This window comes from Enterobacter dykesii (assembly GCF_008364625.2).
In the GTDB taxonomy this organism is placed as follows: Bacteria; Pseudomonadota; Gammaproteobacteria; order Enterobacterales; family Enterobacteriaceae; genus Enterobacter; species Enterobacter dykesii.
On record NZ_CP126604.1, the window covers coordinates 773,559 to 795,324 of the forward strand.

Here is a 21,766-nt window from a genome sequence, read left to right on the forward strand (position 1 = left end):
CACGGTTCGCCGTGCCCTTTTTATTTAAGTTGGCTGATATGCAGGATATTCAAACGCAACCCGACACCACCTTTACGCTCAACCTTCTCTCCTTTCGCGTACCCGGGCGCACGCTGCTGCATCCGCTCTCTCTGACGTTCCCTGCCGGTAAAGTGACGGGCCTGATTGGTCACAACGGTTCCGGTAAATCCACCCTGCTCAAGATGCTGGGGCGCCATCAGCCGCCTTCAGAAGGCGATATTCAGCTGGATGACCAACCGCTGGAGAGCTGGAGCAGTAAAGCCTTTGCCCGCAAAGTGGCCTATCTGCCGCAGCAGCTGCCGCAGGCGGAAGGGATGACGGTGCGTGAGCTGGTGGCGATTGGGCGTTATCCCTGGCACGGTGCGCTTGGTCGCTTCGGCGTCGCCGACAGAGAGAAAGTGGAAGAGGCGATTGCGCTGGTCGGGCTAAAACCGCTGGCGCACCGTCTGGTAGATAGCCTGTCCGGCGGTGAACGCCAGCGCGCGTGGATTGCGATGCTGGTGGCGCAGGACAGCCGCTGCCTGCTGCTGGATGAACCGACCTCTGCGCTGGATATCGCCCATCAGGTCGACGTCCTGGCGCTGGTGCATCGCTTGAGCCAGCAGCGTGGCCTGACGGTCATTGCGGTCCTGCACGACATCAACATGGCCGCGCGCTATTGTGACTACCTCGTCGCGCTGCGCGGGGGCGAGATGATTGCCCAGGGCACACCGGCAGAGCTGATGCGCAGCGAAACGCTGGAACATATTTACGGTATTCCGATGGGTATTCTGCCTCACCCTGCCGGGGCTGCACCGGTGAGCTTTGTCTACTGATGCCGAATAACACACGCATTAGCCGCCGTCGCCTGCTGACGGCGATGGCGCTCTCGCCGCTGCTGTTCAAAATGAATACGGCGCGTGCCGCTGCCGTCGATCCGCACCGTATTGTGGCTCTGGAGTGGCTGCCGGTCGAACTGATGATGGCGCTCGGCGTCACGCCCTATGGCGTGGCGGACATTCCTAACTATAACCTCTGGGTGAACGAGCCAAAGCTGCCGGACTCGGTAATCGACGTCGGCCTGCGAACGGAGCCAAACCTCGAATTGCTCACCCAGATGAAACCCTCGTTCCTGTTCTGGTCTGCGGGCTATGGCCCGTCAGAGGAGATCATGGCGCGCATTGCGCCCGGGCGCGGATTCGCTTTCAGCGACGGTAAAAAACCGCTGGCTGTGGCGAAAAACTCGATTAACGAGATGGCGCATTTCCTCAACCGCGAAGCGGAGGCCAAAAAGCATCTCGACGAATTTGATGCCCTGATTGACTCCCTGAAGCCGCGCTTTGCTCTCCGGGGCGATCGTCCGCTGCTCATGGTGACGCTGCTGGATGCCCGCCATATGCTGGTCTTCGGTAAAAACTGTCTGTTCCAGGAGGTGCTGGACAGCTTCGGCATTCGCAATGCCTGGGAAGGGGAGATGACCTTCTGGGGCAGTACCGCCGTGGGTATCGACCGCCTGGCGGCGTTTCGCGATGTGGACGTGCTCTGTTTCGACCACGGTAACGAACGCGACATGCAAACCCTGATGGCGACTCCGCTCTGGCAGGCGATGCCGTTTGTGCGCGAGAGGCGCTTCCAGCGCGTTCCGGCGGTCTGGTTCTACGGCGCGACGCTGTCGGCCATGCATTTTGCCCGCGTGCTGGATAACGCCCTGGGAGGTAAAGCATGAGTACGCGTATCGCCCGCTTCCCGGCGCTGCTGTTATCCCTGCTTTTTCTTGTTGCGCTGGTATTAACCGGATTCAACCTCTCCACGGCGTTACCGCGCGAGCAGTGGGGGGCCGCTCTGGCCTCGCCGGATATCGACAATATTCAGCAGATGCTGTTCCACTACAGCCTGCTGCCGCGTCTGGCGATCTCCCTTTTGGTCGGCGCCGGCTTAGGGCTGGTGGGCGTGCTGTTCCAGCAGGTGTTGCGTAACCCGCTGGCAGAGCCAACCACCCTCGGCGTCGCGACCGGCGCGCAGCTTGGGATCACCATCACCACGCTGTGGGCGCTGCCGGGAGCGTTAACCTCGCAGTTTGCGGCACTCGCGGGAGCGTGCGTGGTGGGTGCGCTGGTCTTTGGCGTGGCCTGGGGCAAGCGCCTTTCCCCGGTGACGCTTATTCTGGCCGGGCTGGTGGTGAGCCTGTACTGCGGGGCGATTAACCAACTGCTGGTGCTGTTCCATCACGATCGGCTGCAAAGCATGTTCCTGTGGAGTACCGGCACGCTCACCCAGACCGACTGGAGCGTTGTAGAGCACCTGTGGCCGCAGCTGGCTGGCGGCGTCTTGCTGACGCTGCTGCTCCTGCGCCCTCTGACGCTCATGGGGCTGGACGATGGCGTGGCGCGTAACCTGGGGCTGGCGCTGTCGCTGGCTCGTCTGGCGGCGCTGACGCTGGCGATTGTATTGAGTGCCCTGCTGGTCAACGCGGTTGGCATCATCGGGTTTATCGGCCTGTTTGCGCCGCTGCTGGCGAAAATGCTCGGGGCGCGTCGCCTGCTGGCGCGTCTGATGCTGGCGCCGCTGATTGGGGCGCTGATCCTCTGGCTTTCCGATCAGCTTATTCTCTGGCTGGCGCAGGTCTGGAGGGAAGTCTCCACCGGCTCTGTGACCGCGCTTATCGGGGCGCCGCTGCTGCTGTGGCTGCTCCCGCGCCTGCGCAGCATGAGCGCACCGGCGATGGACGCGGGCGATAAAGTTTACGCTGAACGTCGGTCGGTGCTGTGGTTTAGCCTTGCCGGTCTGGCGGTGCTGATGATCGCCTCGTTCGCGGCGCTCTCATTCGGACGCGATGCCTCGGGCTGGCACTGGGCAACGGGTGATTTACTCAATGAACTGGTGCAGTGGCGCTGGCCGCGTATCTTCGCTGCGCTGATCGCAGGGGTAATGCTGGCGGTGGCGGGGTGCATTATTCAGCGTCTGACCGGCAACCCGATGGCAAGCCCTGAAGTGCTCGGGATCAGCTCTGGCGCCGCCTTTGGCGTGGTGCTGATGCTGTTCTTTGTGCCAGAGAATGCGTTTGGCTGGCTGATGCCTGCCGGCAGTATCGGCGCGGCAGTCACGCTGATGATTATCCTGATAGCCGCCGGCCGCGGCGGATTTTCACCGCACCGCATGCTGCTGGCCGGGATGGCGCTCAGCACCGCATTTACCATGCTGCTGATGATGCTGCAGGCCAGCGGCGATCCGCGTATGGCGAAGATCCTGACCTGGATTTCCGGCTCAACGTACAACGCCACCGGCAGCCAGGTGGTTTGGTCCGGGATCGCAATGCTCGTGCTGCTGGCAATGGTGCCGCTGTGCCGCCGCTGGATGACCGTTCTGCCGCTCGGCAGTGAAACCGCGCGCGCGGTGGGAATGGCGCTGACGCCAGCGCGCGTGGCCCTGCTGCTGCTGGCGGCGTGCCTGACGGCTGTGGCAACCCTGACGATTGGACCGCTGAGTTTTGTCGGATTAATGGCGCCGCACATTGCCAGAATGATGGGATTCCGCCGGACGATGCCGCATATCGTCATGTCGGCCCTGACGGGCGGGGTGATGCTGGTGTTTGCGGATTGGTGCGGAAGAATGGTGCTGTTCCCGTATCAGATCCCGGCGGGTCTGCTGTCGACCTTTATCGGTGCGCCGTACTTTATTTATCTGTTGAGAAAGCAGAGTCGGTAATAAAAGTAAACGGCAATCTTTAGATTGCCGTTTTAGTGTTTGCACCCTCTCCCCGTGGGAGAGGGTGGGGTGAGGGCATCAAGCCGCACATCTTAGAGCTTCGCAAACACCTTACGCGCGGCGTCGATGGTGTTGTTGATATCATCTTCGCTGTGCGCCACCGACATAAAGCCCGCTTCGAACGCTGACGGCGCGAGGTACACGCCTTCTTCCAGCATCAGGTGGAAGAAGCGCTTGAAGCGCTCAACGTCGCACTTCACCACGTCCTGATAGCAGGTCACGGTTTTCGCATCGGTGAAGAAAATCCCGAACATGCCGCCCACGTGGTTAACCACCAGCGGAATACCGGCCTCTTCTGCGGCTTCCAGCAGACCGTTTGCCAGCTGCGTGGTCAGGTCGGTCAGGGTTTCGTGGATGCCCGGCTGAGCCACTTCGGTCAGGCAGGCAAAGCCCGCCGCCATGGCGATGGGGTTACCGGAGAGCGTGCCCGCCTGGTAAACCGGACCGGTTGGCGCCAGGGCTTCCATCACGTCCTTACGTCCACCGAATGCGCCGACAGGCATGCCGCCGCCGATGATTTTACCCAGACAGGTGAGGTCCGGCTCAACGCCGTAATATGACTGGGCACCCGCCAGCGCCACGCGGAAGCCGGTCATGACTTCATCGATGATCAGCAGCGCGCCGAACTCATCGCACAGGGCGCGCAGGCCCGGCAGGAAGTCAGGCTGCGGCGGGATACAATTCATGTTGCCGGCGACCGGCTCAACGATGATGCAGGCGATCTCCTGCGGATACTGCTCGAACGCCGCGCGAACGGTAGCAATATCGTTGTAGGTGCAGGTCAGGGTATGCTTCGCGAAATCTGCCGGTACGCCCGGGGAGTTCGGCTGGCCGAGCGTCAGCGCGCCGGAACCGGCTTTCACCAGCAGGCAGTCCGCATGACCGTGGTAACAGCCTTCAAACTTGATGATTTTATCGCGACCGGTAAAACCGCGCGCCAGGCGGATGGCGCTCATGGTCGCTTCGGTACCTGAGTTCACCATGCGCACCATGTCCATGGTAGGAACCAGTTCAGTCACCAGCTCGGCCATTTTCACTTCCATTTCGGTTGGCGCACCGAAGCTCAGGCCACGCTGGGCGGCTTCAATCACCGCGTTACGAATGGCCGGGTGGTTGTGTCCCAGCACCATCGGGCCCCAGGAACCCACATAATCGATATAGGCCTTGCCATCGACATCATACAGATACGCGCCGTCAGCACGTTCGATAAACAGCGGCGTACCGCCCACGCCGGTGAAGGCGCGCACAGGTGAGTTCACGCCACCCGGAATAAGCTCGCGGGCTGCACTGTAGAGGTTTTCAGACTTGCTCATGGCGTCGTTCCTGGTTCGAATAAAATGGTTAAGCCCACTATTCTAAGTGATTCGGGGAAGGTTATGAAATTTTTAGCCGGGCAATGCTTTAAGATTTGTTAAGTAATTTTCAGGAGACGGTAGGGTCGTCTCTGGTAAAATCCTTACGGGTTTTTGTATGACGAATAAGAACAGGACATGAAATCAGATTCTCCATCTTTTGAAGAACAACAGTTTACGCGGGCCCAGCACCGAATCAGCATTCGGCGACTGCTCAATCGCGATAAAACGCCGCTGGCGATCCTGCTGGCCGCTGCCGTGGTGGGCACTCTCGCGGGCCTGGTTGGCGTAGCGTTTGAAAAAGCGGTTAATGCCGTACTCAACTGGCGAGTGGGAACCGTGGCCGGTTTCGCCGACAGCCGATGGCTGGTCTGGGTTGCGGCGTTCGGGCTGTCCGCGCTGTTTGCCATGGTGGGATATTTTCTGGTGCGTAAATTCGCGCCGGAGGCGGGGGGATCGGGCATCCCGGAAATTGAAGGGGCCCTGGAGGAGCTGCGTCCGGTGCGCTGGTGGCGCGTCATCCCGGTGAAATTTATCGGCGGCATGGGTACGCTGGGCGCGGGGATGGTTCTTGGCCGGGAAGGGCCTACGGTTCAGCTGGGCGGGAACGTTGGCCGCATGGTGGGCGATCTGTTTCGGATGCGCAGCGCCGAAGCGCGCCATACGCTGCTGGCAACCGGTGCGGCGGCGGGGCTGTCGGCGGCCTTTAACGCGCCGCTGGCGGGCATTTTGTTTATCATCGAAGAGATGCGCGCGCAGTTTCGCTACAACCTGATCTCCGTTAAAGCGGTGTTTACCGGCGTCATTATGTCGAGCATCGTGTTTCGCCTCTTTAATGGCGAAGGGGCGGTCATTGAGGTGGGTAAACTGACCAACGCGCCGGTTAACACCCTGTGGCTTTACCTGATCCTCGGCATGATTTTTGGCGTGGTGGGGCCGCTGTTTAACACCTTTATCCTGCGCGCCCAGGATATGTTCCAGCGCATTCATGGCGGGAACACCACGAAATGGGTGCTGATGGGGGGTCTGCTGGGCGGCATGTGTGGCGTACTCGGGTTTATCGAGCCGAATGCTGCAGGCGGCGGGTTCGGGCTGATTCCCATTGCGGCGGCGGGGAATTTCAGCGTGGGTCTGCTGCTGTTTATGTTTATTTCACGCGTCATCACAACGGTGTTGTGTTTCTCCTCCGGTGCGCCCGGCGGGATTTTTGCCCCGATGCTGGCGCTGGGCACGCTGCTGGGGACTGCGTTTGGTATGGCGGCCGAAGTGGGCTTTCCCGCCTATCACCTTGAAGCCGGGACGTTTGCGGTGGCCGGAATGGGCGCGCTGCTGGCCGCGTCCCTGCGTGCGCCGTTGACTGGCATCGTGCTGGTGCTGGAGATGACGGACAATTACCAGCTCATTTTGCCAATGATCATTACCTGTCTCGGCGCGACACTATTAGCCCAGTTCCTGGGTGGAAAACCGCTATACTCCACCATCCTTGCGCGTACCCTGGCAAAACAAGAGGCGGAGCGGGCCGCCGCGCAGAATACTTGAATGAATTACCAGGGTATTAGATAATGACATAAAGAATTGGGTGAATTTTGCCCAATAGCAGTATTCATGGGAGCATAAGATGAGTGATGACGTAGTAGCTGTACCGCTCGAATTTACCGAAGCAGCAGCCAACAAAGTGAAAAACCTGATTGCCGACGAAGACAATCCGGATCTGAAACTGCGTGTTTATATTACCGGTGGCGGCTGCAGCGGCTTCCAGTATGGTTTTACCTTTGACGATCAGGTTAACGATGGCGATATGACTATCGAGAAACAGGGCGTCGCGCTGGTGGTTGACCCGATGAGCCTGCAATATCTGGTAGGCGGTTCGGTGGATTACACTGAAGGTCTGGAAGGTTCACGCTTTGTTGTGACTAACCCGAACGCAACCAGCACCTGCGGATGTGGTTCGTCGTTCAGCATCTGATGACCAAAAACGGTAACCTGGCGGTTACCGTTTTGCTTTTACCTTCCGTTATCATCCAGCGCAAACGTCGGTAGCTTCAGATGCCAGCGTATCGCCGCTAAACGTATCACCAGCGTGACCACCATCCCCAGCATCGCGGCATTTTCCAGCGGGAGGGCAAAGGTGTAGTACGCGGTAGCGTGAACGATCCCGCCCACAATGCAGGCCGTTGCGTAAATTTCAGTACGCAGGATCATCGGCACTTCACGCGCCAGAATGTCGCGTATGATCCCACCGCCCACGCCGGTTAATACGCCCATGCAGATTGCCACCATCGGACCGGTACCGGCATTAAACGCTTTATTGACGCCAATACCAACAAACACGGCCAGACCGACGGCATCCAGTACCGGCAATATCCACTTGGGTAAGCGGCGAGGCTGGCGAACCAGTACAATGGTTAACAGGCAGGTGACCATCGCGACCACCAGATCGGTAGGATCTTTCACCCAAAACACCGGGCCATTCGCCAGCGCCATATCGCGGATAGTTCCGCCGCCAACGGCGGTCACGACGCCCAGCACCAGCACGCCAAACGGATCCATGCGTAGTTTTCCAGCGAGCAGAACGCCGGAGATAGCAAAAACGGCTGTGCCAAGAATATCCAGCCAATAAACGAGCATCGTTAAATCCTCGAAAAGGGTCTTATGTTAGTGACTCTCTGCCAGCGCGGCACAGAGCTGTTTTGCGGCGAGGATAATACGCGGACCGGCGCGTTCAAACCAGTCGCTGTTGAGTGGGATCACCGGAATTTTTAGCTGCTTTTGCCAGAATTGTTCAATTTTAGGAATCTCGCTCGCATTTCCGACCACGATGATGGCCTGCGGCCGGCGCGCCAGGACCTGCTCGCGGCTCACCTGAGGCCACGGCACCCGGCTGGCGGCAAAGATGTTTTCACCGCCGCAGACTTCCAGCACCTGGTTTTGAATCGACCCTTTTCCGGTGGTGAACAGCGGCTGGCTGCCAAACTGCAGGAAGATGCGCTTTTTAGCAGGCGTATCGTATTGGGATTTCAGCGCAGCATAGTCACTGAGCATCTGTTTCGCCACAGCCTCGGCTTTTTTGGGGGTTGGGCTATAAGGGGCGAGAGAACGTAGCGCCTGAGCGACTTGTTCAATGCTGACGGCATCAATCCACATCACTTTTATGCCAAGCGAGGTGAGCTGGTTGACCTGCCGCTCGGCGTTGCCGCCGCGCCAGGCCAGCACGAGATCCGGTTTAAGCGCCACGATGCGCTCAAGGTTCATCCCCTGCCAGGTTGCCACCTGTTCAATACCCGCGGCTTGCGGTGGGTAATCCGAAAAGCTACTCACGCCAACGGGCGTGATCCCGGCGGCAAACGCCAGTTCCGTATTCGCGGGAGAGAGGGTAATCACGCGCGGTAACGCATAGAGCCACAGCGGTGCGAGAAGAAGCAGGGCGGCCAGCGCCCTGAAGGTATGTTTAGCCACGTGCCAGATTCTGCACCAGGCGTTCCACCATCACGGTGGACTGTTTTGCCGCAACGGTCAGGAACTCGTCGAAGCTGATGTGGGACTGCTGGTCAGCCACGTCAGAGATGGCGCGAACCACCACGAAGGGTACGCTGAAGTTATGGCAAACATGAGCGATCGCTGTCGCTTCCATCTCAACGGCAACCGCCTGAGGGAAGTTATGACGGATTTTCGCCAGCCCAACGGAGCCGTTGATGAAGGCATCACCGCTGACAATCAGACCGCGTACCGCGTTGAGGTTGAGTTCTGCGATGCAGGTCTCTGCCGCCGCAATCAGTTTGTCGTCAGCTTTAAAACCAGCAGGACAGCCCGGTAGCTGACCGTACTCGTAACCAAACGCGGTGACGTCGGCATCGTGGTAACGCGCTTCGTCGGAGACAACGATATCGCCCACTTTCAGCGTCGGCGCCAGGCCGCCCGCAGAGCCGGTATTCACGATCACGTCCGGCTTGCAGCGCTCAAGCAGCAGGGTTGCACCCAGCGCAGCAGCCACTTTACCGATGCCTGATTTCAGCAGAGCCACGTCAACACCGTTCAGCTGGCCGGTGTAGATCTCACAACCCCCCAGAGAGAGGGTCTGACGGTTCTCAATTTTGTCACGCAGCAGCGTAACTTCTTCTTCCATTGCACCAATAATGCCGATTTTCATAGATTTACTCGCGATGTGCCTTGTTAAGATGCATAGTCTATCATGCGGTTAAGGGGAAACGCATTCTCACGCGGGGGAGCACATGTCACCAATCGATTTTCGCACCAAAATTAACTGGCACCGACGTTTCCGTTCGCCGCAGGGCGACAAGAGCGAACATGAGATCCTGCGTATCTTCGAAAGCGATCGCGGGCGAATTATTAACTCGCCCGCCATCCGCCGTCTGCAGCAAAAAACTCAGGTGTTCCCGCTGGAGCGTAACGCCGCGGTGCGCACGCGCTTAACCCACTCCATGGAAGTGCAGCAGGTCGGGCGCTATATTGCCAAAGAGATTTTGAGCCGTCTCAAAGAGCAGCGTTTACTGGAAACCTATGGTCTGGACGAGCTGACGGGGCCCTTCGAGAGCATCGTTGAGATGGCCTGCCTGATGCACGACATCGGCAACCCGCCTTTCGGCCACTTTGGTGAGGCGGCTATCAATGACTGGTTTAAGCAGCGGCTTTTCCCTTCGGATGCGGTAAGCCAGCCCCTCAGCGATGACCGCTGCATCGTACGCGATTTACGCCTGCGTGAAGGTGAAGAGGGGCTGAACGATCTGCGCCGCAAGGTGCGCCAGGATTTATGTCATTTTGAGGGCAACGCGCAGGGGATCCGGCTGGTCCACTCCCTGATGCGTATGAACCTGACCTGGGCCCAGGTCGGCTGCATTCTGAAATACACGCGTCCCGCGTGGTGGATGGGGGATACGCCCGCGTCCCATAGCTATTTAATGAAAAAACCGGGCTATTACCTTTCTGAAGAGGCCTATATTGAGCGGTTACGTAAAGAACTTTCATTGACTGCAAATGGCCGCTTTCCATTGACCTGGATTATGGAAGCCGCCGATGATATTTCCTATTGCGTGGCCGATCTGGAAGATGCGGTTGAGAAAAGAATCTTCAGCGTCGAAGAGCTTTATCAGCATCTTTATACGGCCTGGGGCACCCATGAAAAAGGCTCGCTGTTTGCGCAGGTTGTCGAAAATGCCTGGGAGAAATCGCGCTCAAATACATTAAGCCGCAGTACTGAAGACCAGTTCTTTATGTATTTGCGGGTCAATACATTAAATAAACTGGTGCCGTATGCGGCGTCGCGTTTTATTGATAATTTGCCGCTTATTTTCAGCGGGGAATTCAACCACGCGCTGCTGGAAGATGACAGCAGTTTCAGCCAGCTCCTTGAGCTTTATAAACATGTGGCAATGCGGCATGTATTCAGCCACCCGGATGTCGAGCAGTTAGAGCTGCAGGGCTATCGGGTAATCAGTGGGTTACTGGAAATTTATTCCCCGTTGCTCCAGCTGTCCGTCGACGAATTCAGCGAACTGGTGGAACACGATCGCGTGCGCAGAATACCCATCGAATCGCGGCTTTATCAGAAACTTTCTACCCGGCATCGTCTGGCGTATGTCGAAGCGATTGGCAAGCTGGAACGCCACTCTCCCCAATGGCCGGTGATGGAATATTATTATCGCTGCCGTCTTATCCAGGACTATATCAGCGGCATGACGGATTTGTATGCCTGGGATGAATATCGCAAGCTGATGGCGGTGGAATAACGCCGGAGTTTTGTAAAGACGGCCAATAAATTTTTACCTTTTCCATAAGCTTATCGCCGGAACTAAGCGGTATAAAACGAATCTGAGTTACACAGCAATTTTGCGTTACCTGTAAATCGAGATTGAGAAACATGAAAAAAACCACATTAGCAATGAGTGCACTGGCTCTGAGTTTAGGTTTAGCGCTGTCTCCTGTGACTGCTACTGCAGCCGAGACCGCGTCGTCGGCAGCAACCGCGCAGCAGATGCCAAGCCTGGCACCGATGCTCGAAAAAGTGATGCCATCGGTGGTGAGTATTAACGTTGAGGGTAGCACGACCGTTAATACGCCGCGCATGCCGCGTAACTTCCAGCAGTTCTTCGGCGACAACTCGCCGTTCTGCCAGGACGGTTCGCCATTCCAGAGCTCTCCGTTTTGTCAGGGCGGTGGCGCAGGGGATGACAGCCAGGGCGGCGGCCAGCAGCAGAAATTCATGGCGCTTGGCTCGGGGGTAATTATTGATGCGGCGAAAGGCTACGTCGTCACTAACAACCACGTTGTCGATAACGCGAACAGTATTAAGGTTCAGCTGAGCGATGGCCGTAAGTTTGACGCCAAAGTGGTCGGCAAAGACCCGCGTTCTGACATTGCGCTGATCCAGATTCAGGATCCGAAAAACCTTACGGCGATTAAAATTGCCGACTCCGATGCGCTGCGCGTGGGCGACTATACCGTGGCGATCGGTAACCCGTTCGGTCTGGGTGAAACCGTGACCTCGGGTATCGTCTCTGCGCTGGGCCGTAGCGGCCTCAATGCCGAGAACTATGAGAACTTCATCCAGACGGATGCGGCGATCAACCGCGGTAACTCCGGCGGTGCGCTGGTGAACCTGAACGGTGAGCTGATCGGTATCAACACCGCGATCCTTGCGCCAGACGGCGGCAACATCGGTATCGGTTTTGCTATCCCGAGTAACATGGTGAAAAACCTGACCGCGCAGATGGTGCAGTATGGCCAGGTGAAACGCGGCGAGCTGGGTATCCTCGGTACGGAGCTGAACTCCGAACTGGCTAAGGCGATGAAGGTTGACGCCCAGCGCGGGGCATTCGTCAGCCAGGTGATGCCGAATTCATCTGCGGCGAAAGCGGGCATTAAAGCGGGGGATGTTATCACCTCCCTGAACGGTAAGCCGATCAGCAGCTTTGCCGCCCTGCGTGCCGAAGTGGGTTCGATGCCGATTGGCAGTAAAGTCACCCTCGGCCTGCTGCGCGACGGTAAGCCGGTTAACGTGAGCCTGGAGCTGCAGCAGAGCAGCCAGAATCAGGTGGATTCCAGCACCATCTTCAGCGGGATTGAAGGTGCCGAGATGAGCAATAAAGGCGCAGACAAAGGCGTGGTGGTGAACAACGTGAAAGCGAATTCACCGGCAGCCCGTATCGGCCTGAAAAAAGGCGATGTGATCATGGGCGCTAACCAGCAGCCGGTGAAAAACATCGCTGAACTGCGCAAAATTCTCGACAGCAAGCCTTCCGTGCTGGCGCTGAATATCCAGCGTGGTGATACCTCTCTTTATCTGCTGATGCAGTAATTCTCTGAAGCCCCTGTTCGCAGGGGCTTTCTCGTTTCTGTGATTCTTGCCACAACTCCATACTTCTCCCTCTCTCTTTGTGCATTCGCACAATGCAGCCGTCGCTGAACTTCCCTATGCTTGAGCTCTGCTCACGGGAGGGGTCTATGGCTGGCTGGCATCTTGATACCAAAATGGCGCAGGATATCGTGGCGCGCACCATGCGCATCATTGATACCAATATCAACGTAATGGATGCCCGCGGGCGCATTATTGGCAGCGGCGATCGCGAGCGTATTGGGGAATTGCACGAAGGCGCGCTGCTGGTGCTGTCTCAGGGGCGAGTCGTGGATATCGACGATGCGGTAGCGAAACACCTGCACGGCGTACGCCAGGGCATCAATTTACCGCTGCGCCTTGAAGGCGAAATTGTGGGGGTAATTGGCCTCACCGGCGAGCCCGAGTTACTGCGAAAATACGGTGAGCTGGTCTGTATGACGGCGGAGATGATGCTGGAGCAGTCGCGCCTGATGCACCTGCTTGCCCAGGACAGCCGCCTGCGTGAAGAGCTAGTGATGAACCTTATTCAGGCGGAAGAGCATACGCCTGCGCTCAGCGAATGGGCGCAGCGTCTGGGGATCGATCTCAACCAGCCGCGCGTGGTGGCGGTCATTGAGGTGGATAGCGGCCAGCTTGGCGTGGACAGCGCGATGGCCGAGCTGCAGCAGCTGCAAAATGCGCTGGCGACGCCGGAGCGCGATAACCTGGTGGCGATAGTCTCCCTGACGGAAATGGTGGTCCTCAAGCCGGCGCTCAATGCGTTCGGCCGCTGGGATGCCGACGATCATCGTCGTCGCGTGGAGCAGCTGATCTCCCGGATGGAGGAGAACGGTCAGCTGCGTTTTCGCGTTGCGCTGGGCAACTACTTTACCGGGCCGGGCAGTATCGCCCGCTCCTGGCGTACCGCGCGCACCACCATGATGGTGGGCAAGCAGCGGATGCCGGAGAGCCGCAGCTATTTCTATCAGGATCTGATGCTGCCGGTGCTGCTCGACAGCCTGCGCGGGGGCTGGCAGGCCAATGAGCTGGCGCGGCCATTAGCGCGTCTGAAAGCCATGGACAACAACGGCCTGCTGCGCCGGACGCTGCAGGCGTGGTTCCGCCATAACGTGCAGCCGCTGGCGACCTCAAAGGCGCTGTTTATTCACCGCAATACGCTTGAGTATCGGTTAAACCGGATTTCGGAGCTGACGGGGCTGGATCTGGGAAACTTTGACGACAGGCTGCTGCTGTATGTGGCGCTTCAGCTGGACGAGCAGAGATGACTGAGTGCGGTCTGGTGCCCTCACCCCATCCCTCTCCCACGGGGAGAGGGCGCAAACACTAAAAACGGCAATCAAGGATTGCCGCTTTGCTTTTATTTCCGCGTTAATTTCTCAAGATCCGCTTCAATTTCGCTGATCTTATTAGTTACAACGCTTTCAAGGTGACGCAGATCGTCAAGGATCTTACGCTTGAGATCGACCTCGGTGCGGTCGCGCTGGCAGATCTGATCGAGTTCATCGATCACATAGCGCAGGTTTGGGCTGATTTCCTGTACTTCTTTGTAGCCCTGTCCTACACCGTCAGCCACAACGGTCTTACGCTGGCGTGGATATTTAAACTTCACGCTTTTGGCGAAAAACTCTCCTTTGTCCTTGTGAAAATAGATTTTCAGAATATCGTTATTGGCTTCCTGACGGAGGCTGTAACGATCAATTTCATCAGGATTGGTAATGCCCAGACTTTTCAGATTATCGTACATAGCGGTACCCTTGATCTCAACATAACCTTTGAATAATTAACGAAAAAATCTATTTTCGCCACCCTCAGATATAAAAAAAGCGGGGTTGCCCCCGCTTTTTGTTATACCCGATTAATCGATGGTGCGCAGCAATTCGTTGATGCCCACTTTACCGCGCGTTTTCGCATCCACTTTCTTCACGATAACCGCACAGTACAGGCTGTATTTGCCATCTTTTGACGGCAGGTTGCCGGAAACCACCACGGAGCCCGCCGGAACGCGACCGTAGTGAACTTCACCGGTTTCACGGTCATAAATACGGGTGCTCTGACCGATGTAAACGCCCATGGAGATCACGGAACCTTCTTCCACGATCACGCCTTCAACTACTTCAGAGCGCGCGCCGATGAAGCAGTTGTCTTCGATGATGGTCGGGTTAGCCTGCAGTGGCTCCAGAACACCACCGATGCCCACGCCGCCGGACAGGTGAACGTTTTTACCGATCTGCGCGCAGGAACCGACGGTCGCCCAGGTGTCAACCATGGTGCCTTCGTCAACGTAGGCACCGATGTTCACGTAGGATGGCATCAGCACGGTGTTGCGTGCGATGAACGCACCCTGACGAACCGCCGCAGGCGGTACCACGCGGAAGCCTTCTTTCTGAAAACGCGCTTCGTCGTAGTCAGCGAATTTCATTGGCACTTTATCGAAGTAGCGGCTTTCTGCTCCGTCGATAACCTGGTTATCGTTGATACGGAAAGAGAGCAGCACGGCTTTCTTAAGCCATTGATGAGTGACCCACTGACCGTCGATTTTTTCTGCCACGCGCAGCGCGCCGGAATCCAGAAGGGAAATCACCTGGTTTACCGCTTCACGGGTCACGGTATCCACATTTGCCGGGGTAATCTCGGCGCGACGCTCAAAAGCGGACTCAATAACGTTCTGTAACTGCTGCATTGTTTACTCTTTCCATTTCACTAAAAAACATATCACCCTTTATCGTTTGGATTGAGGGCTGCTGTCAACCGTTGTTGCACTTCAAGCTGCAGGTCATTATTAAGGGCACGCCGGTCCGCTGTGGCGATTATAAATAAATCTTCTACTCGCTCGCCAATCGTTGTAATTCGGGCCCCGTGGAGCGAAATTCCCAGATCGGCAAAAACCTGGCCGACGCGGGCAAGCAGCCCTGGCTGGTCGAGCGCGATCAGCTCCAGGAACGATTTACGGTCGGTGTGGGTCGGCAGGAAGTTGACCTCGGTATCGACGGTAAAGTGGCGCAATTTCGCCGGCTGGCGACGCGGCTGCGGGGGCTGCCAGCTGCGCTGGGTAATCGCCTGTTCCAGACCAAAACGTATCCCTTCATGCCTGTCCGACGAGAGCGGGCTGCCGTCCGGCTCAAGCACGATAAAGGTATCCATCGCCATGCCGTCGCGGGTGGTGAAAATCTGCGCGTCGTGAACGCTCAGGTTACGCCTGTCCAGCTCGGCGCAGACCGCAGCAAACAGATAAGGTCGGTCCGGGCTCCAGATGAAAATCTCCGTCCCGCCTCGGGTGGCCTGCGGGCTCAGCAGGATCATCGGCTGGGACAGATCGTGCTTGAGCAGATGCCGCGCGTGCCACGCAAGCTGGTTTGGGCTATGGCGGACAAAATAGTTGGCGCGGCAGCGGGCCCAAATCTGATGCAGTGCCTCTTCATCAATGTTATCCATCCGCAGCAGCGCCAGCGCCTGCAGCTGGTGATGGCGCACGCGTTCGCGCATGTCCGGGGTGTTTTGCATCCCGCGACGCAGCTGTTTTTCGGTGGCGAAGTACAGCTCGCGCAGCAGGCTCTGCTTCCAGCTGTTCCACAGGGTCTCGTTGGTGGCGCAGATATCGGCCACCGTCAGGCAGACCAGATAGCGCAGACGGTTTTCCGTCTGAACCTCTTCCGCGAACTGCTTGATCACTTCCGGATCCTGAATGTCACGACGCTGCGCGGTAACCGACATCAGCAGGTGATGGCGCACCAGCCAGGCCACCAGCTGCGTTTCACGCGAGTTCAGGCCGTGCAGTTCGGCAAATTTCAGCACGTCCTGCGCGCCCAGCACCGAATGGTCACCGCCGCGACCTTTGGCGATATCGTGGAACAGGGCGGCAATCAGGATCAGTTCCGGATGGGTCAGGCGCGGCCACAGCTCCACGCACAGCGGGTGGCGGGAGCGCGTCTCTTCTTTCGCAAAGCTTTCCAGCTTGAGCATCACGCGGATCGTGTGTTCATCCACCGTGTAGGCGTGGAACAGATCGAACTGCATTTGCCCGACAATGTGCGACCACTGCGGCATATAGGCCCACAGCACGCTGTGGCGGTGCATTGGCAGCAGGCCGCGGCTGACAGCGCCCGGGTGGCGGAGCATGCTCAGGAACAGCGAACGCGCTTCCGGGATATAGCACAGCGGCTGCGTCAGATGACGGCGCGCATGGCGCAGATGGCGCAGGGTGGTGGAGTAGATGCCTGTGATGGTGCTGTTGCGCACCATGGTATAGAACATCCGCAGAATCGCTTCCGGCTCGCGGATGAACAGCGTTTCGTCGCGCAGGTCGATAAGCGTGCCGCGCAGCTGGAATTCGTCATCAATCGGGCGCGGTTTTTCGTCCGCCGTCAGGGCCAGAATGGCCTCGTCGAACAGCTGCAACAGCATCTGGTTCAGCTCGGTCACCCGGCGTGTGACGCGGAAGAAATCCTTCATCATGTGCTCAACCGGCTCGTTGCCTTCGCCCTGATAATTCAGACGCTGAGCCACGCTGAGCTGGCGGTCAAACAGCAGGCGGTTATCGTAGCGGGTGACTTCAAGATGCAGGGCAAACCGGATGCGCCACAGCAGGTGCAGGCACTCGTTTAGCTCGTTACGCTCGGCCTCGGTTAAAAAGCCGAAGCCGACCATCTCGTCCATCGAGGTGGCACCAAAATGGCGGCGGGCGACCCACTGCAGGGTGTGGATGTCGCGCAGGCCGCCGGGGCTGCTTTTAATATCGGGTTCAAGATTATAGCTGGTGCCGTGGTAGCGCTGGTGGCGCTGATTTTGCTCCTCGACCTTCGCGGCGAAGAACTTTTCTGACGGCCAGAAGCCATCGCTGAAGATGTGTTTTTGCAGCTCCAGGAACAGGGCGACGTCACCGATAAGCAGGCGGGTTTCAATCAGGTTGGTGGCGACGGTCAGGTCCGATAACCCTTCCAGCAGACACTCTTCCAGGGTACGCACGCTGTGGCCGACTTCCAGCTTTACGTCCCAGAGCAGCGTCAGCAGTTCGCCAATTTTTTGCGCCTGTTCGTCCGGCAGCTTTTTGCGGCTTAGGATCAGGAGATCGATATCGGAAAGTGGATGCAGCTCACCGCGGCCATAGCCCCCGACGGCAACCAGCGCAACGTCGCTGATTTGCCCAAACCCGTAATCGATCCACAGGCGCTGCAGGAGCTGGTCGATAAATTCGGTGCGCGCTTCAATGAGCTGCTCGGCCGACACGCCTGCGTCGAACGCGCTGCCCAGCCAGCGATGGAAAACATCCATATGGGCTTTAATATGTGCGCAGGTCAGCTCGTGCGACGGCCAGACGCCCGGGTTATCGGGCTGGTCGGGGAGGGTGGGAAGTGCTGTGTTAGCATACTGTTCGGGTAAAAGATTACTCATCGTGCGCCACCCATAAGAAAAAGCTATAGCCATTAAAAAAGCCGGCATTTGCCGGCTTTTTTATCATTCATCGTGCGTCAGTATCGCCGGGATGGTGTCATCCTTGCGCAACGTCATAATTTCGCAGCCGTTGTCTGTTACCACAATAGTATGCTCGTACTGCGCAGACAAGCTTCTGTCTTTGGTTTTCACCGTCCAGCCGTCTTTCATGGTACGGATGCGATAGTCACCCGCGTTGACCATCGGCTCAATGGTAAAGGTCATGCCTTTTTGCAGCACCACGCCGCCGTCATCTGCATCATAGTGCAGGACCTGCGGCTCTTCATGGAAGACGCGACCAATGCCGTGACCGCAGTACTCGCGCACCACGGAGAAACCTTCTGCTTCGACAAACTTCTGGATTGCCGCACCGATGGTGCGCAGGCGAATACCCGGCTTCACCATTTTCAGCGCCAGGTAGAGGCTCTCTTGCGTCACTTTGCACAGACGCTCGCCAAGAATAGTCGGCTTGCCAACGATGAACATTTTTGAGGTGTCACCGTGGTACTCGTCTTTAATGACGGTCACGTCGATGTTGACGATGTCGCCATCTTTCAGCAGTTTTTCATCGTCCGGGATGCCGTGGCACACCACTTCATTAATAGAGATGCAGACGGATTTCGGGAAACCGTGGTAGCCGAGGCAGGCGGAAACCGCGTGCTGCTCGTTCACGATATAGTCGTTACAGATACGGTCGAGTTCACCGGTGCTGACGCCCGGCTTCACGAACGGCTCGATCATTTCCAGCACTTCCGCGGCCAGACGACCGGCGACGCGCATCTTTTCAATTTCTTCAGGTGTCTTAATAGAGATAGCCATGTAATCTGTCCATCGGTGTCGATTTTTTCGACAATACTAGTCTAAGTGTCGTCAATGGTATCAGTCAGGCACGCTCCGTGCCAAATTGAGAATCATTAACAGCACACTCCGCCAACAACTGTTGGTTTCTGGTCGTGTTTTGTGGTATAAAGCGCGCCGGACTTCCGATCCATCTCAGATACACAGGCTGGACGGGAGCGACAAATCTCACTTTGTGTAACAACACACACGTATCGGCACATATTCCGGGGTGCCCTTCGGGGTCGGTAATATGGGATACGTGGAGGCATAACCCCAACTTTCAATATAGAGGTTTTAAACATGGCAACTGTTTCCATGCGCGACATGCTCAAGGCTGGTGTTCACTTTGGTCACCAGACCCGTTACTGGAACCCGAAAATGAAGCCTTTCATCTTCGGCGCACGTAACAAAGTTCACATCATCAACCTTGAGAAAACTGTACCAATGTTCAACGAAGCCCTGGCTGAGCTGAACAAGATCTCTTCCCGTAAAGGTAAGATTCTGTTCGTTGGTACTAAGCGCGCTGCAAGCGAAGCTGTGAAAGATGCTGCTAACAGCTGCGACCAGTTCTTCGTGAACCATCGCTGGTTGGGCGGCATGCTGACCAACTGGAAAACTGTTCGTCAGTCCATCAAACGCCTGAAAGATCTGGAAACCCAGTCTCAGGACGGTACTTTCGACAAGCTGACTAAGAAAGAAGCGCTGATGCGCACTCGTGAACTGGACAAGCTGGAAAACAGCCTGGGCGGTATCAAAGATATGGGCGGCCTGCCAGACGCGCTGTTCGTAATCGATGCAGACCACGAGCACATCGCAATCAAAGAAGCTAACAACCTGGGTATCCCGGTATTCGCTATCGTTGATACCAACTCCGATCCGGACGGTGTTGACTTCGTTATCCCGGGTAACGACGACGCAATCCGTGCTGTTAGCCTGTACCTGAGCGCTGTAGCTGCTACCGTTCGTGAAGGCCGTTCCCAGGATCTGGCTTCTCAGGCGGAAGAAAGCTTCGTAGAAGCTGAATAATAAGGTTTTACCCCTTATTAGTACCGTGTATGAATAGGGGCCCATTACCGGCCCCTTTTTTCAATTTACACTGTTTGGCCCCCGGCCGGGCAGTTCACATCTCCCGAGGATTTAAGAATGGCTGAAATTACCGCATCCCTGGTAAAAGAGCTGCGCGAGCGTACTGGCGCAGGCATGATGGATTGCAAAAAAGCGCTGACTGAAGCGAACGGCGACATCGAGCTGGCAATCGAAAACATGCGTAAATCCGGTGCGATCAAAGCAGCTAAAAAAGCAGGCAACGTTGCTGCTGACGGCGTGATCATCACTAAGATCGACGGCAACTACGGCATCATTCTGGAAGTTAACTGCCAGACTGACTTCGTTGCTAAAGATGGTGGTTTCCAGGCATTTGCTAACAAAGTTCTGGACGCAGCTGTTGCTGGTAAAATCACTGACGTTGAAGTTCTGAAAGCACAGTTCGAAGAAGAACGTGTTGCGCTGGTTGCTAAAATCGGTGAGAACATCAACATCCGTCGCGTATCTTCTCTGGAAGGCGACGTTCTGGGCTCTTACCAGCACGGTGCACGTATCGGTGTTCTGGTTGCGGCTAAAGGTGCAGACGAAGAGCTGGTTAAACAGCTGGCTATGCACATCGCTGCAAGCAAACCAGAATTCGTTAAGCCAGAAGACGTGTCTGCTGAAGTGGTAGAGAAAGAGTACCAGGTTCAGCTGGACATCGCGATGCAGTCTGGTAAGCCAAAAGAAATCGCAGAGAAAATGGTTGAAGGCCGCATGAAGAAATTCACCGGCGAAGTTTCTCTGACTGGCCAGCCATTCGTAATGGACCCAAGCAAGTCTGTTGCTCAGCTGCTGAAAGAGCACAACGCTGACGTAACTGGCTTCATCCGCTTCGAAGTGGGCGAAGGCATCGAGAAAGTTGAGACTGACTTCGCAGCAGAAGTTGCTGCAATGTCCAAGCAGTCTTAATGATTGAAAAGGAGCCGCCTGAGGGCGGCTTCTTTTTGTCACCCGTCACAGGAAATCAGACAGGCTCCAGTATCGCTGTGCTGATTTGCGGCATATCATGTCGCCAGAATTAACCCCCATCTTAATCGTTGACAGTCTCAGGAAAGAAACATGGCTACCAATGCAAAACCCGTGTACAAACGCATTCTGCTTAAGCTGAGTGGCGAAGCGCTGCAGGGATCGGAAGGCTTCGGTATTGACGCAAGCATCCTTGATCGCATGGCACAGGAAATCAAAGAACTGGTCGAACTGGGCATCCAGGTTGGCGTGGTCATTGGCGGTGGCAACCTTTTCCGTGGTGCTGGTCTGGCGAAAGCGGGGATGAACCGCGTTGTGGGCGACCACATGGGTATGCTGGCAACCGTGATGAATGGCCTGGCAATGCGTGACGCGCTGCATCGCGCTTATGTGAACGCCCGCCTGATGTCCGCGATTCCCCTGAATGGCGTATGCGATAATTACAGCTGGGCGGAAGCCATCAGCCTGCTGCGCAACAACCGCGTGGTGATCCTCTCCGCCGGTACGGGTAACCCGTTCTTTACGACCGATTCCGCTGCCTGCCTGCGCGGTATCGAGATCGAAGCCGATGTGGTGCTGAAAGCGACCAAAGTAGACGGCGTGTTTACTGCCGACCCGGCAAAAGATCCTTCTGCCACCATGTACGATCAGCTGAGCTACAGCGAAGTGCTGGATAAAGAGCTGAAAGTGATGGATCTTGCCGCCTTCACGCTGGCTCGCGACCACAAACTGCCGATCCGTGTCTTCAACATGAACAAACCTGGCGCACTGCGTCGCGTGGTCATGGGCGAAAAAGAAGGCACTTTGATCACGGAATAATTTCCGTTAACGATAAATACAGGTAAGATTCCGCTTTATTTTGTAGTGGTATCTTACCCGGGCGCGCCTTTGGCGTTGTCATGAATTAAACGCGACTATACTTAGCACACCTGTAGCGCTGTGCTGGCGGATAGTCTGCCTGAGACAAGTTTTCAAGGAT

Annotated in this window: 19 protein-coding genes; 11 read left to right on the forward strand and 8 right to left on the reverse strand. The window is 56.8% G+C overall.

Annotated elements, in window-relative coordinates:
* Positions 1 to 38: 38 nt before the first annotated feature.
* Genes fhuC through fhuB form a run of 3 tightly spaced genes read left to right on the forward strand, consistent with a single transcriptional unit; the run spans position 39 to position 3,705 of the window.
* Positions 39 to 836 (forward strand): Fe3+-hydroxamate ABC transporter ATP-binding protein FhuC, encoded by a 798-nt coding sequence (fhuC, locus tag F0320_RS03570; RefSeq protein ID WP_126328829.1) that lies wholly within the window; start codon positions 39 to 41, stop codon positions 834 to 836.
* Positions 836 to 1,726: a Fe(3+)-hydroxamate ABC transporter substrate-binding protein FhuD gene (gene fhuD / locus F0320_RS03575; RefSeq protein ID WP_126328828.1), complete on the forward strand. Its 891-nt coding sequence runs from the start codon at positions 836 to 838 to the stop codon at positions 1,724 to 1,726. The genes fhuC and fhuD overlap by 1 nt, the downstream gene beginning before the upstream one ends.
* Complete coding sequence (gene fhuB, locus F0320_RS03580) at positions 1,723 to 3,705, forward strand: Fe(3+)-hydroxamate ABC transporter permease FhuB (RefSeq protein WP_126328827.1); 1,983 nt, start codon at positions 1,723 to 1,725, stop codon at positions 3,703 to 3,705. The genes fhuD and fhuB overlap by 4 nt, the downstream gene beginning before the upstream one ends.
* 92 nt (positions 3,706 to 3,797) lie before the next feature.
* Here fhuB and hemL read toward each other — a convergent pair whose 3' ends face one another.
* Positions 3,798 to 5,078, reverse strand: a complete 1,281-nt coding sequence (gene hemL / locus F0320_RS03585; protein WP_126328826.1) for a glutamate-1-semialdehyde 2,1-aminomutase — start codon at positions 5,076 to 5,078, stop codon at positions 3,798 to 3,800.
* A 177-nt stretch (positions 5,079 to 5,255) separates the two neighbouring features.
* On the opposite strand from hemL, the gene clcA reads away from it, so the two are divergent.
* Both clcA and erpA read left to right on the forward strand, forming a co-directional pair.
* Complete coding sequence (gene clcA, locus F0320_RS03590) at positions 5,256 to 6,656, forward strand: H(+)/Cl(-) exchange transporter ClcA (RefSeq protein WP_126328825.1); 1,401 nt, start codon at positions 5,256 to 5,258, stop codon at positions 6,654 to 6,656.
* A gap of 79 nt (positions 6,657 to 6,735) precedes the next feature.
* Positions 6,736 to 7,083, forward strand: a complete 348-nt coding sequence (gene erpA / locus F0320_RS03595) for an iron-sulfur cluster insertion protein ErpA (RefSeq protein WP_047651481.1) — start codon at positions 6,736 to 6,738, stop codon at positions 7,081 to 7,083.
* Between the two features lie 38 nt (positions 7,084 to 7,121).
* Here the strand turns inward: erpA and F0320_RS03600 are convergent, their stop codons facing one another.
* Genes F0320_RS03600 through mtnN form a run of 3 tightly spaced genes read right to left on the reverse strand, consistent with a single transcriptional unit; the run spans position 7,122 to position 9,264 of the window.
* Complete coding sequence (locus F0320_RS03600; RefSeq protein WP_023310447.1) at positions 7,122 to 7,745, reverse strand: TRIC cation channel family protein; 624 nt, start codon at positions 7,743 to 7,745, stop codon at positions 7,122 to 7,124.
* A 27-nt stretch (positions 7,746 to 7,772) separates the two neighbouring features.
* On the reverse strand, positions 7,773 to 8,573 hold the full coding sequence (gene btuF / locus F0320_RS03605; RefSeq protein ID WP_126328824.1) for a vitamin B12 ABC transporter substrate-binding protein BtuF: 801 nt from the start codon (positions 8,571 to 8,573) through the stop codon (positions 7,773 to 7,775).
* Positions 8,566 to 9,264: a 5'-methylthioadenosine/S-adenosylhomocysteine nucleosidase gene (mtnN, locus tag F0320_RS03610; protein WP_014882620.1), complete on the reverse strand. Its 699-nt coding sequence runs from the start codon at positions 9,262 to 9,264 to the stop codon at positions 8,566 to 8,568. The genes btuF and mtnN overlap by 8 nt, the downstream gene beginning before the upstream one ends.
* Positions 9,265 to 9,346: 82 nt before the next feature.
* On the opposite strand from mtnN, the gene dgt reads away from it, so the two are divergent.
* The 3 genes from dgt (at position 9,347) to cdaR (ending at position 13,733) form a co-directional block, all read left to right on the forward strand.
* Positions 9,347 to 10,861 (forward strand): dGTPase, encoded by a 1,515-nt coding sequence (gene dgt / locus F0320_RS03615; protein ID WP_126328823.1) that lies wholly within the window; start codon positions 9,347 to 9,349, stop codon positions 10,859 to 10,861.
* Positions 10,862 to 10,992: 131 nt separating this feature from the next.
* On the forward strand, positions 10,993 to 12,429 hold the full coding sequence (gene degP, locus F0320_RS03620) for a serine endoprotease DegP (RefSeq protein ID WP_126328822.1): 1,437 nt from the start codon (positions 10,993 to 10,995) through the stop codon (positions 12,427 to 12,429).
* A gap of 146 nt (positions 12,430 to 12,575) precedes the next feature.
* Complete coding sequence (cdaR, locus tag F0320_RS03625; protein ID WP_126328821.1) at positions 12,576 to 13,733, forward strand: DNA-binding transcriptional regulator CdaR; 1,158 nt, start codon at positions 12,576 to 12,578, stop codon at positions 13,731 to 13,733.
* Positions 13,734 to 13,825: 92 nt separating this feature from the next.
* Here the strand turns inward: cdaR and F0320_RS03630 are convergent, their stop codons facing one another.
* The 4 genes from F0320_RS03630 to map all read right to left on the reverse strand — a co-directional run bounded on the left by F0320_RS03630 (position 13,826) and on the right by map (position 18,714).
* Positions 13,826 to 14,212 (reverse strand): DUF3461 family protein, encoded by a 387-nt coding sequence (locus F0320_RS03630; protein ID WP_014168696.1) that lies wholly within the window; start codon positions 14,210 to 14,212, stop codon positions 13,826 to 13,828.
* Between the two features lie 111 nt (positions 14,213 to 14,323).
* Positions 14,324 to 15,148 carry a 2,3,4,5-tetrahydropyridine-2,6-dicarboxylate N-succinyltransferase gene (gene dapD / locus F0320_RS03635; protein WP_008501915.1) on the reverse strand — a complete coding sequence of 275 codons (825 nt, stop codon included), beginning with the start codon at positions 15,146 to 15,148 and terminating at the stop codon, positions 14,324 to 14,326.
* A gap of 32 nt (positions 15,149 to 15,180) precedes the next feature.
* On the reverse strand, positions 15,181 to 17,856 hold the full coding sequence (gene glnD / locus F0320_RS03640) for a bifunctional uridylyltransferase/uridylyl-removing protein GlnD (RefSeq protein ID WP_029741204.1): 2,676 nt from the start codon (positions 17,854 to 17,856) through the stop codon (positions 15,181 to 15,183).
* Positions 17,857 to 17,919: 63 nt separating this feature from the next.
* A complete protein-coding gene (map, locus tag F0320_RS03645) occupies positions 17,920 to 18,714 on the reverse strand; it encodes a type I methionyl aminopeptidase (protein WP_023310454.1) in 795 nt (264 codons plus the stop codon).
* Positions 18,715 to 19,035: 321 nt separating this feature from the next.
* Between map and rpsB the strand changes: the two genes are divergently transcribed.
* The 3 genes from rpsB (at position 19,036) to pyrH (ending at position 21,606) form a co-directional block, all read left to right on the forward strand.
* On the forward strand, positions 19,036 to 19,761 hold the full coding sequence (gene rpsB, locus F0320_RS03650; protein WP_003856207.1) for a 30S ribosomal protein S2: 726 nt from the start codon (positions 19,036 to 19,038) through the stop codon (positions 19,759 to 19,761).
* Positions 19,762 to 19,878: 117 nt separating this feature from the next.
* The gene (gene tsf, locus F0320_RS03655; RefSeq protein WP_014882627.1) at positions 19,879 to 20,730 is read left to right on the forward strand and encodes a translation elongation factor Ts; all 852 of its coding nucleotides are present in this window, start codon (positions 19,879 to 19,881) and stop codon (positions 20,728 to 20,730) included.
* A 150-nt stretch (positions 20,731 to 20,880) separates the two neighbouring features.
* The gene (gene pyrH, locus F0320_RS03660) at positions 20,881 to 21,606 is read left to right on the forward strand and encodes a UMP kinase (protein WP_008501910.1); all 726 of its coding nucleotides are present in this window, start codon (positions 20,881 to 20,883) and stop codon (positions 21,604 to 21,606) included.
* Positions 21,607 to 21,766 lie beyond the last annotated feature (160 nt).

Coding starts and splice junctions, on each gene's coding strand:
- tsf (WP_014882627.1), top strand. CDS start 19,879: ATGGCTGAAATTACCGCATCCCTGGTAAAAGAGCTGCGCGAGCGTACT.
- F0320_RS03600 (WP_023310447.1), bottom strand. CDS start 7,745: ATGCTCGTTTATTGGCTGGATATTCTTGGCACAGCCGTTTTTGCTATC.
- dapD (WP_008501915.1), bottom strand. CDS start 15,148: ATGCAGCAGTTACAGAACGTTATTGAGTCCGCTTTTGAGCGTCGCGCC.
- degP (WP_126328822.1), top strand. CDS start 10,993: ATGAAAAAAACCACATTAGCAATGAGTGCACTGGCTCTGAGTTTAGGT.
- pyrH (WP_008501910.1), top strand. CDS start 20,881: ATGGCTACCAATGCAAAACCCGTGTACAAACGCATTCTGCTTAAGCTG.
- dgt (WP_126328823.1), top strand. CDS start 9,347: ATGTCACCAATCGATTTTCGCACCAAAATTAACTGGCACCGACGTTTC.
- fhuC (WP_126328829.1), top strand. CDS start 39: ATGCAGGATATTCAAACGCAACCCGACACCACCTTTACGCTCAACCTT.
- fhuB (WP_126328827.1), top strand. CDS start 1,723: ATGAGTACGCGTATCGCCCGCTTCCCGGCGCTGCTGTTATCCCTGCTT.
- mtnN (WP_014882620.1), bottom strand. CDS start 9,264: ATGAAAATCGGCATTATTGGTGCAATGGAAGAAGAAGTTACGCTGCTG.
- glnD (WP_029741204.1), bottom strand. CDS start 17,856: ATGAGTAATCTTTTACCCGAACAGTATGCTAACACAGCACTTCCCACC.
- cdaR (WP_126328821.1), top strand. CDS start 12,576: ATGGCTGGCTGGCATCTTGATACCAAAATGGCGCAGGATATCGTGGCG.
- hemL (WP_126328826.1), bottom strand. CDS start 5,078: ATGAGCAAGTCTGAAAACCTCTACAGTGCAGCCCGCGAGCTTATTCCG.
- fhuD (WP_126328828.1), top strand. CDS start 836: ATGCCGAATAACACACGCATTAGCCGCCGTCGCCTGCTGACGGCGATG.
- rpsB (WP_003856207.1), top strand. CDS start 19,036: ATGGCAACTGTTTCCATGCGCGACATGCTCAAGGCTGGTGTTCACTTT.
- clcA (WP_126328825.1), top strand. CDS start 5,256: ATGAAATCAGATTCTCCATCTTTTGAAGAACAACAGTTTACGCGGGCC.
- map (WP_023310454.1), bottom strand. CDS start 18,714: ATGGCTATCTCTATTAAGACACCTGAAGAAATTGAAAAGATGCGCGTC.
- erpA (WP_047651481.1), top strand. CDS start 6,736: ATGAGTGATGACGTAGTAGCTGTACCGCTCGAATTTACCGAAGCAGCA.
- F0320_RS03630 (WP_014168696.1), bottom strand. CDS start 14,212: ATGTACGATAATCTGAAAAGTCTGGGCATTACCAATCCTGATGAAATT.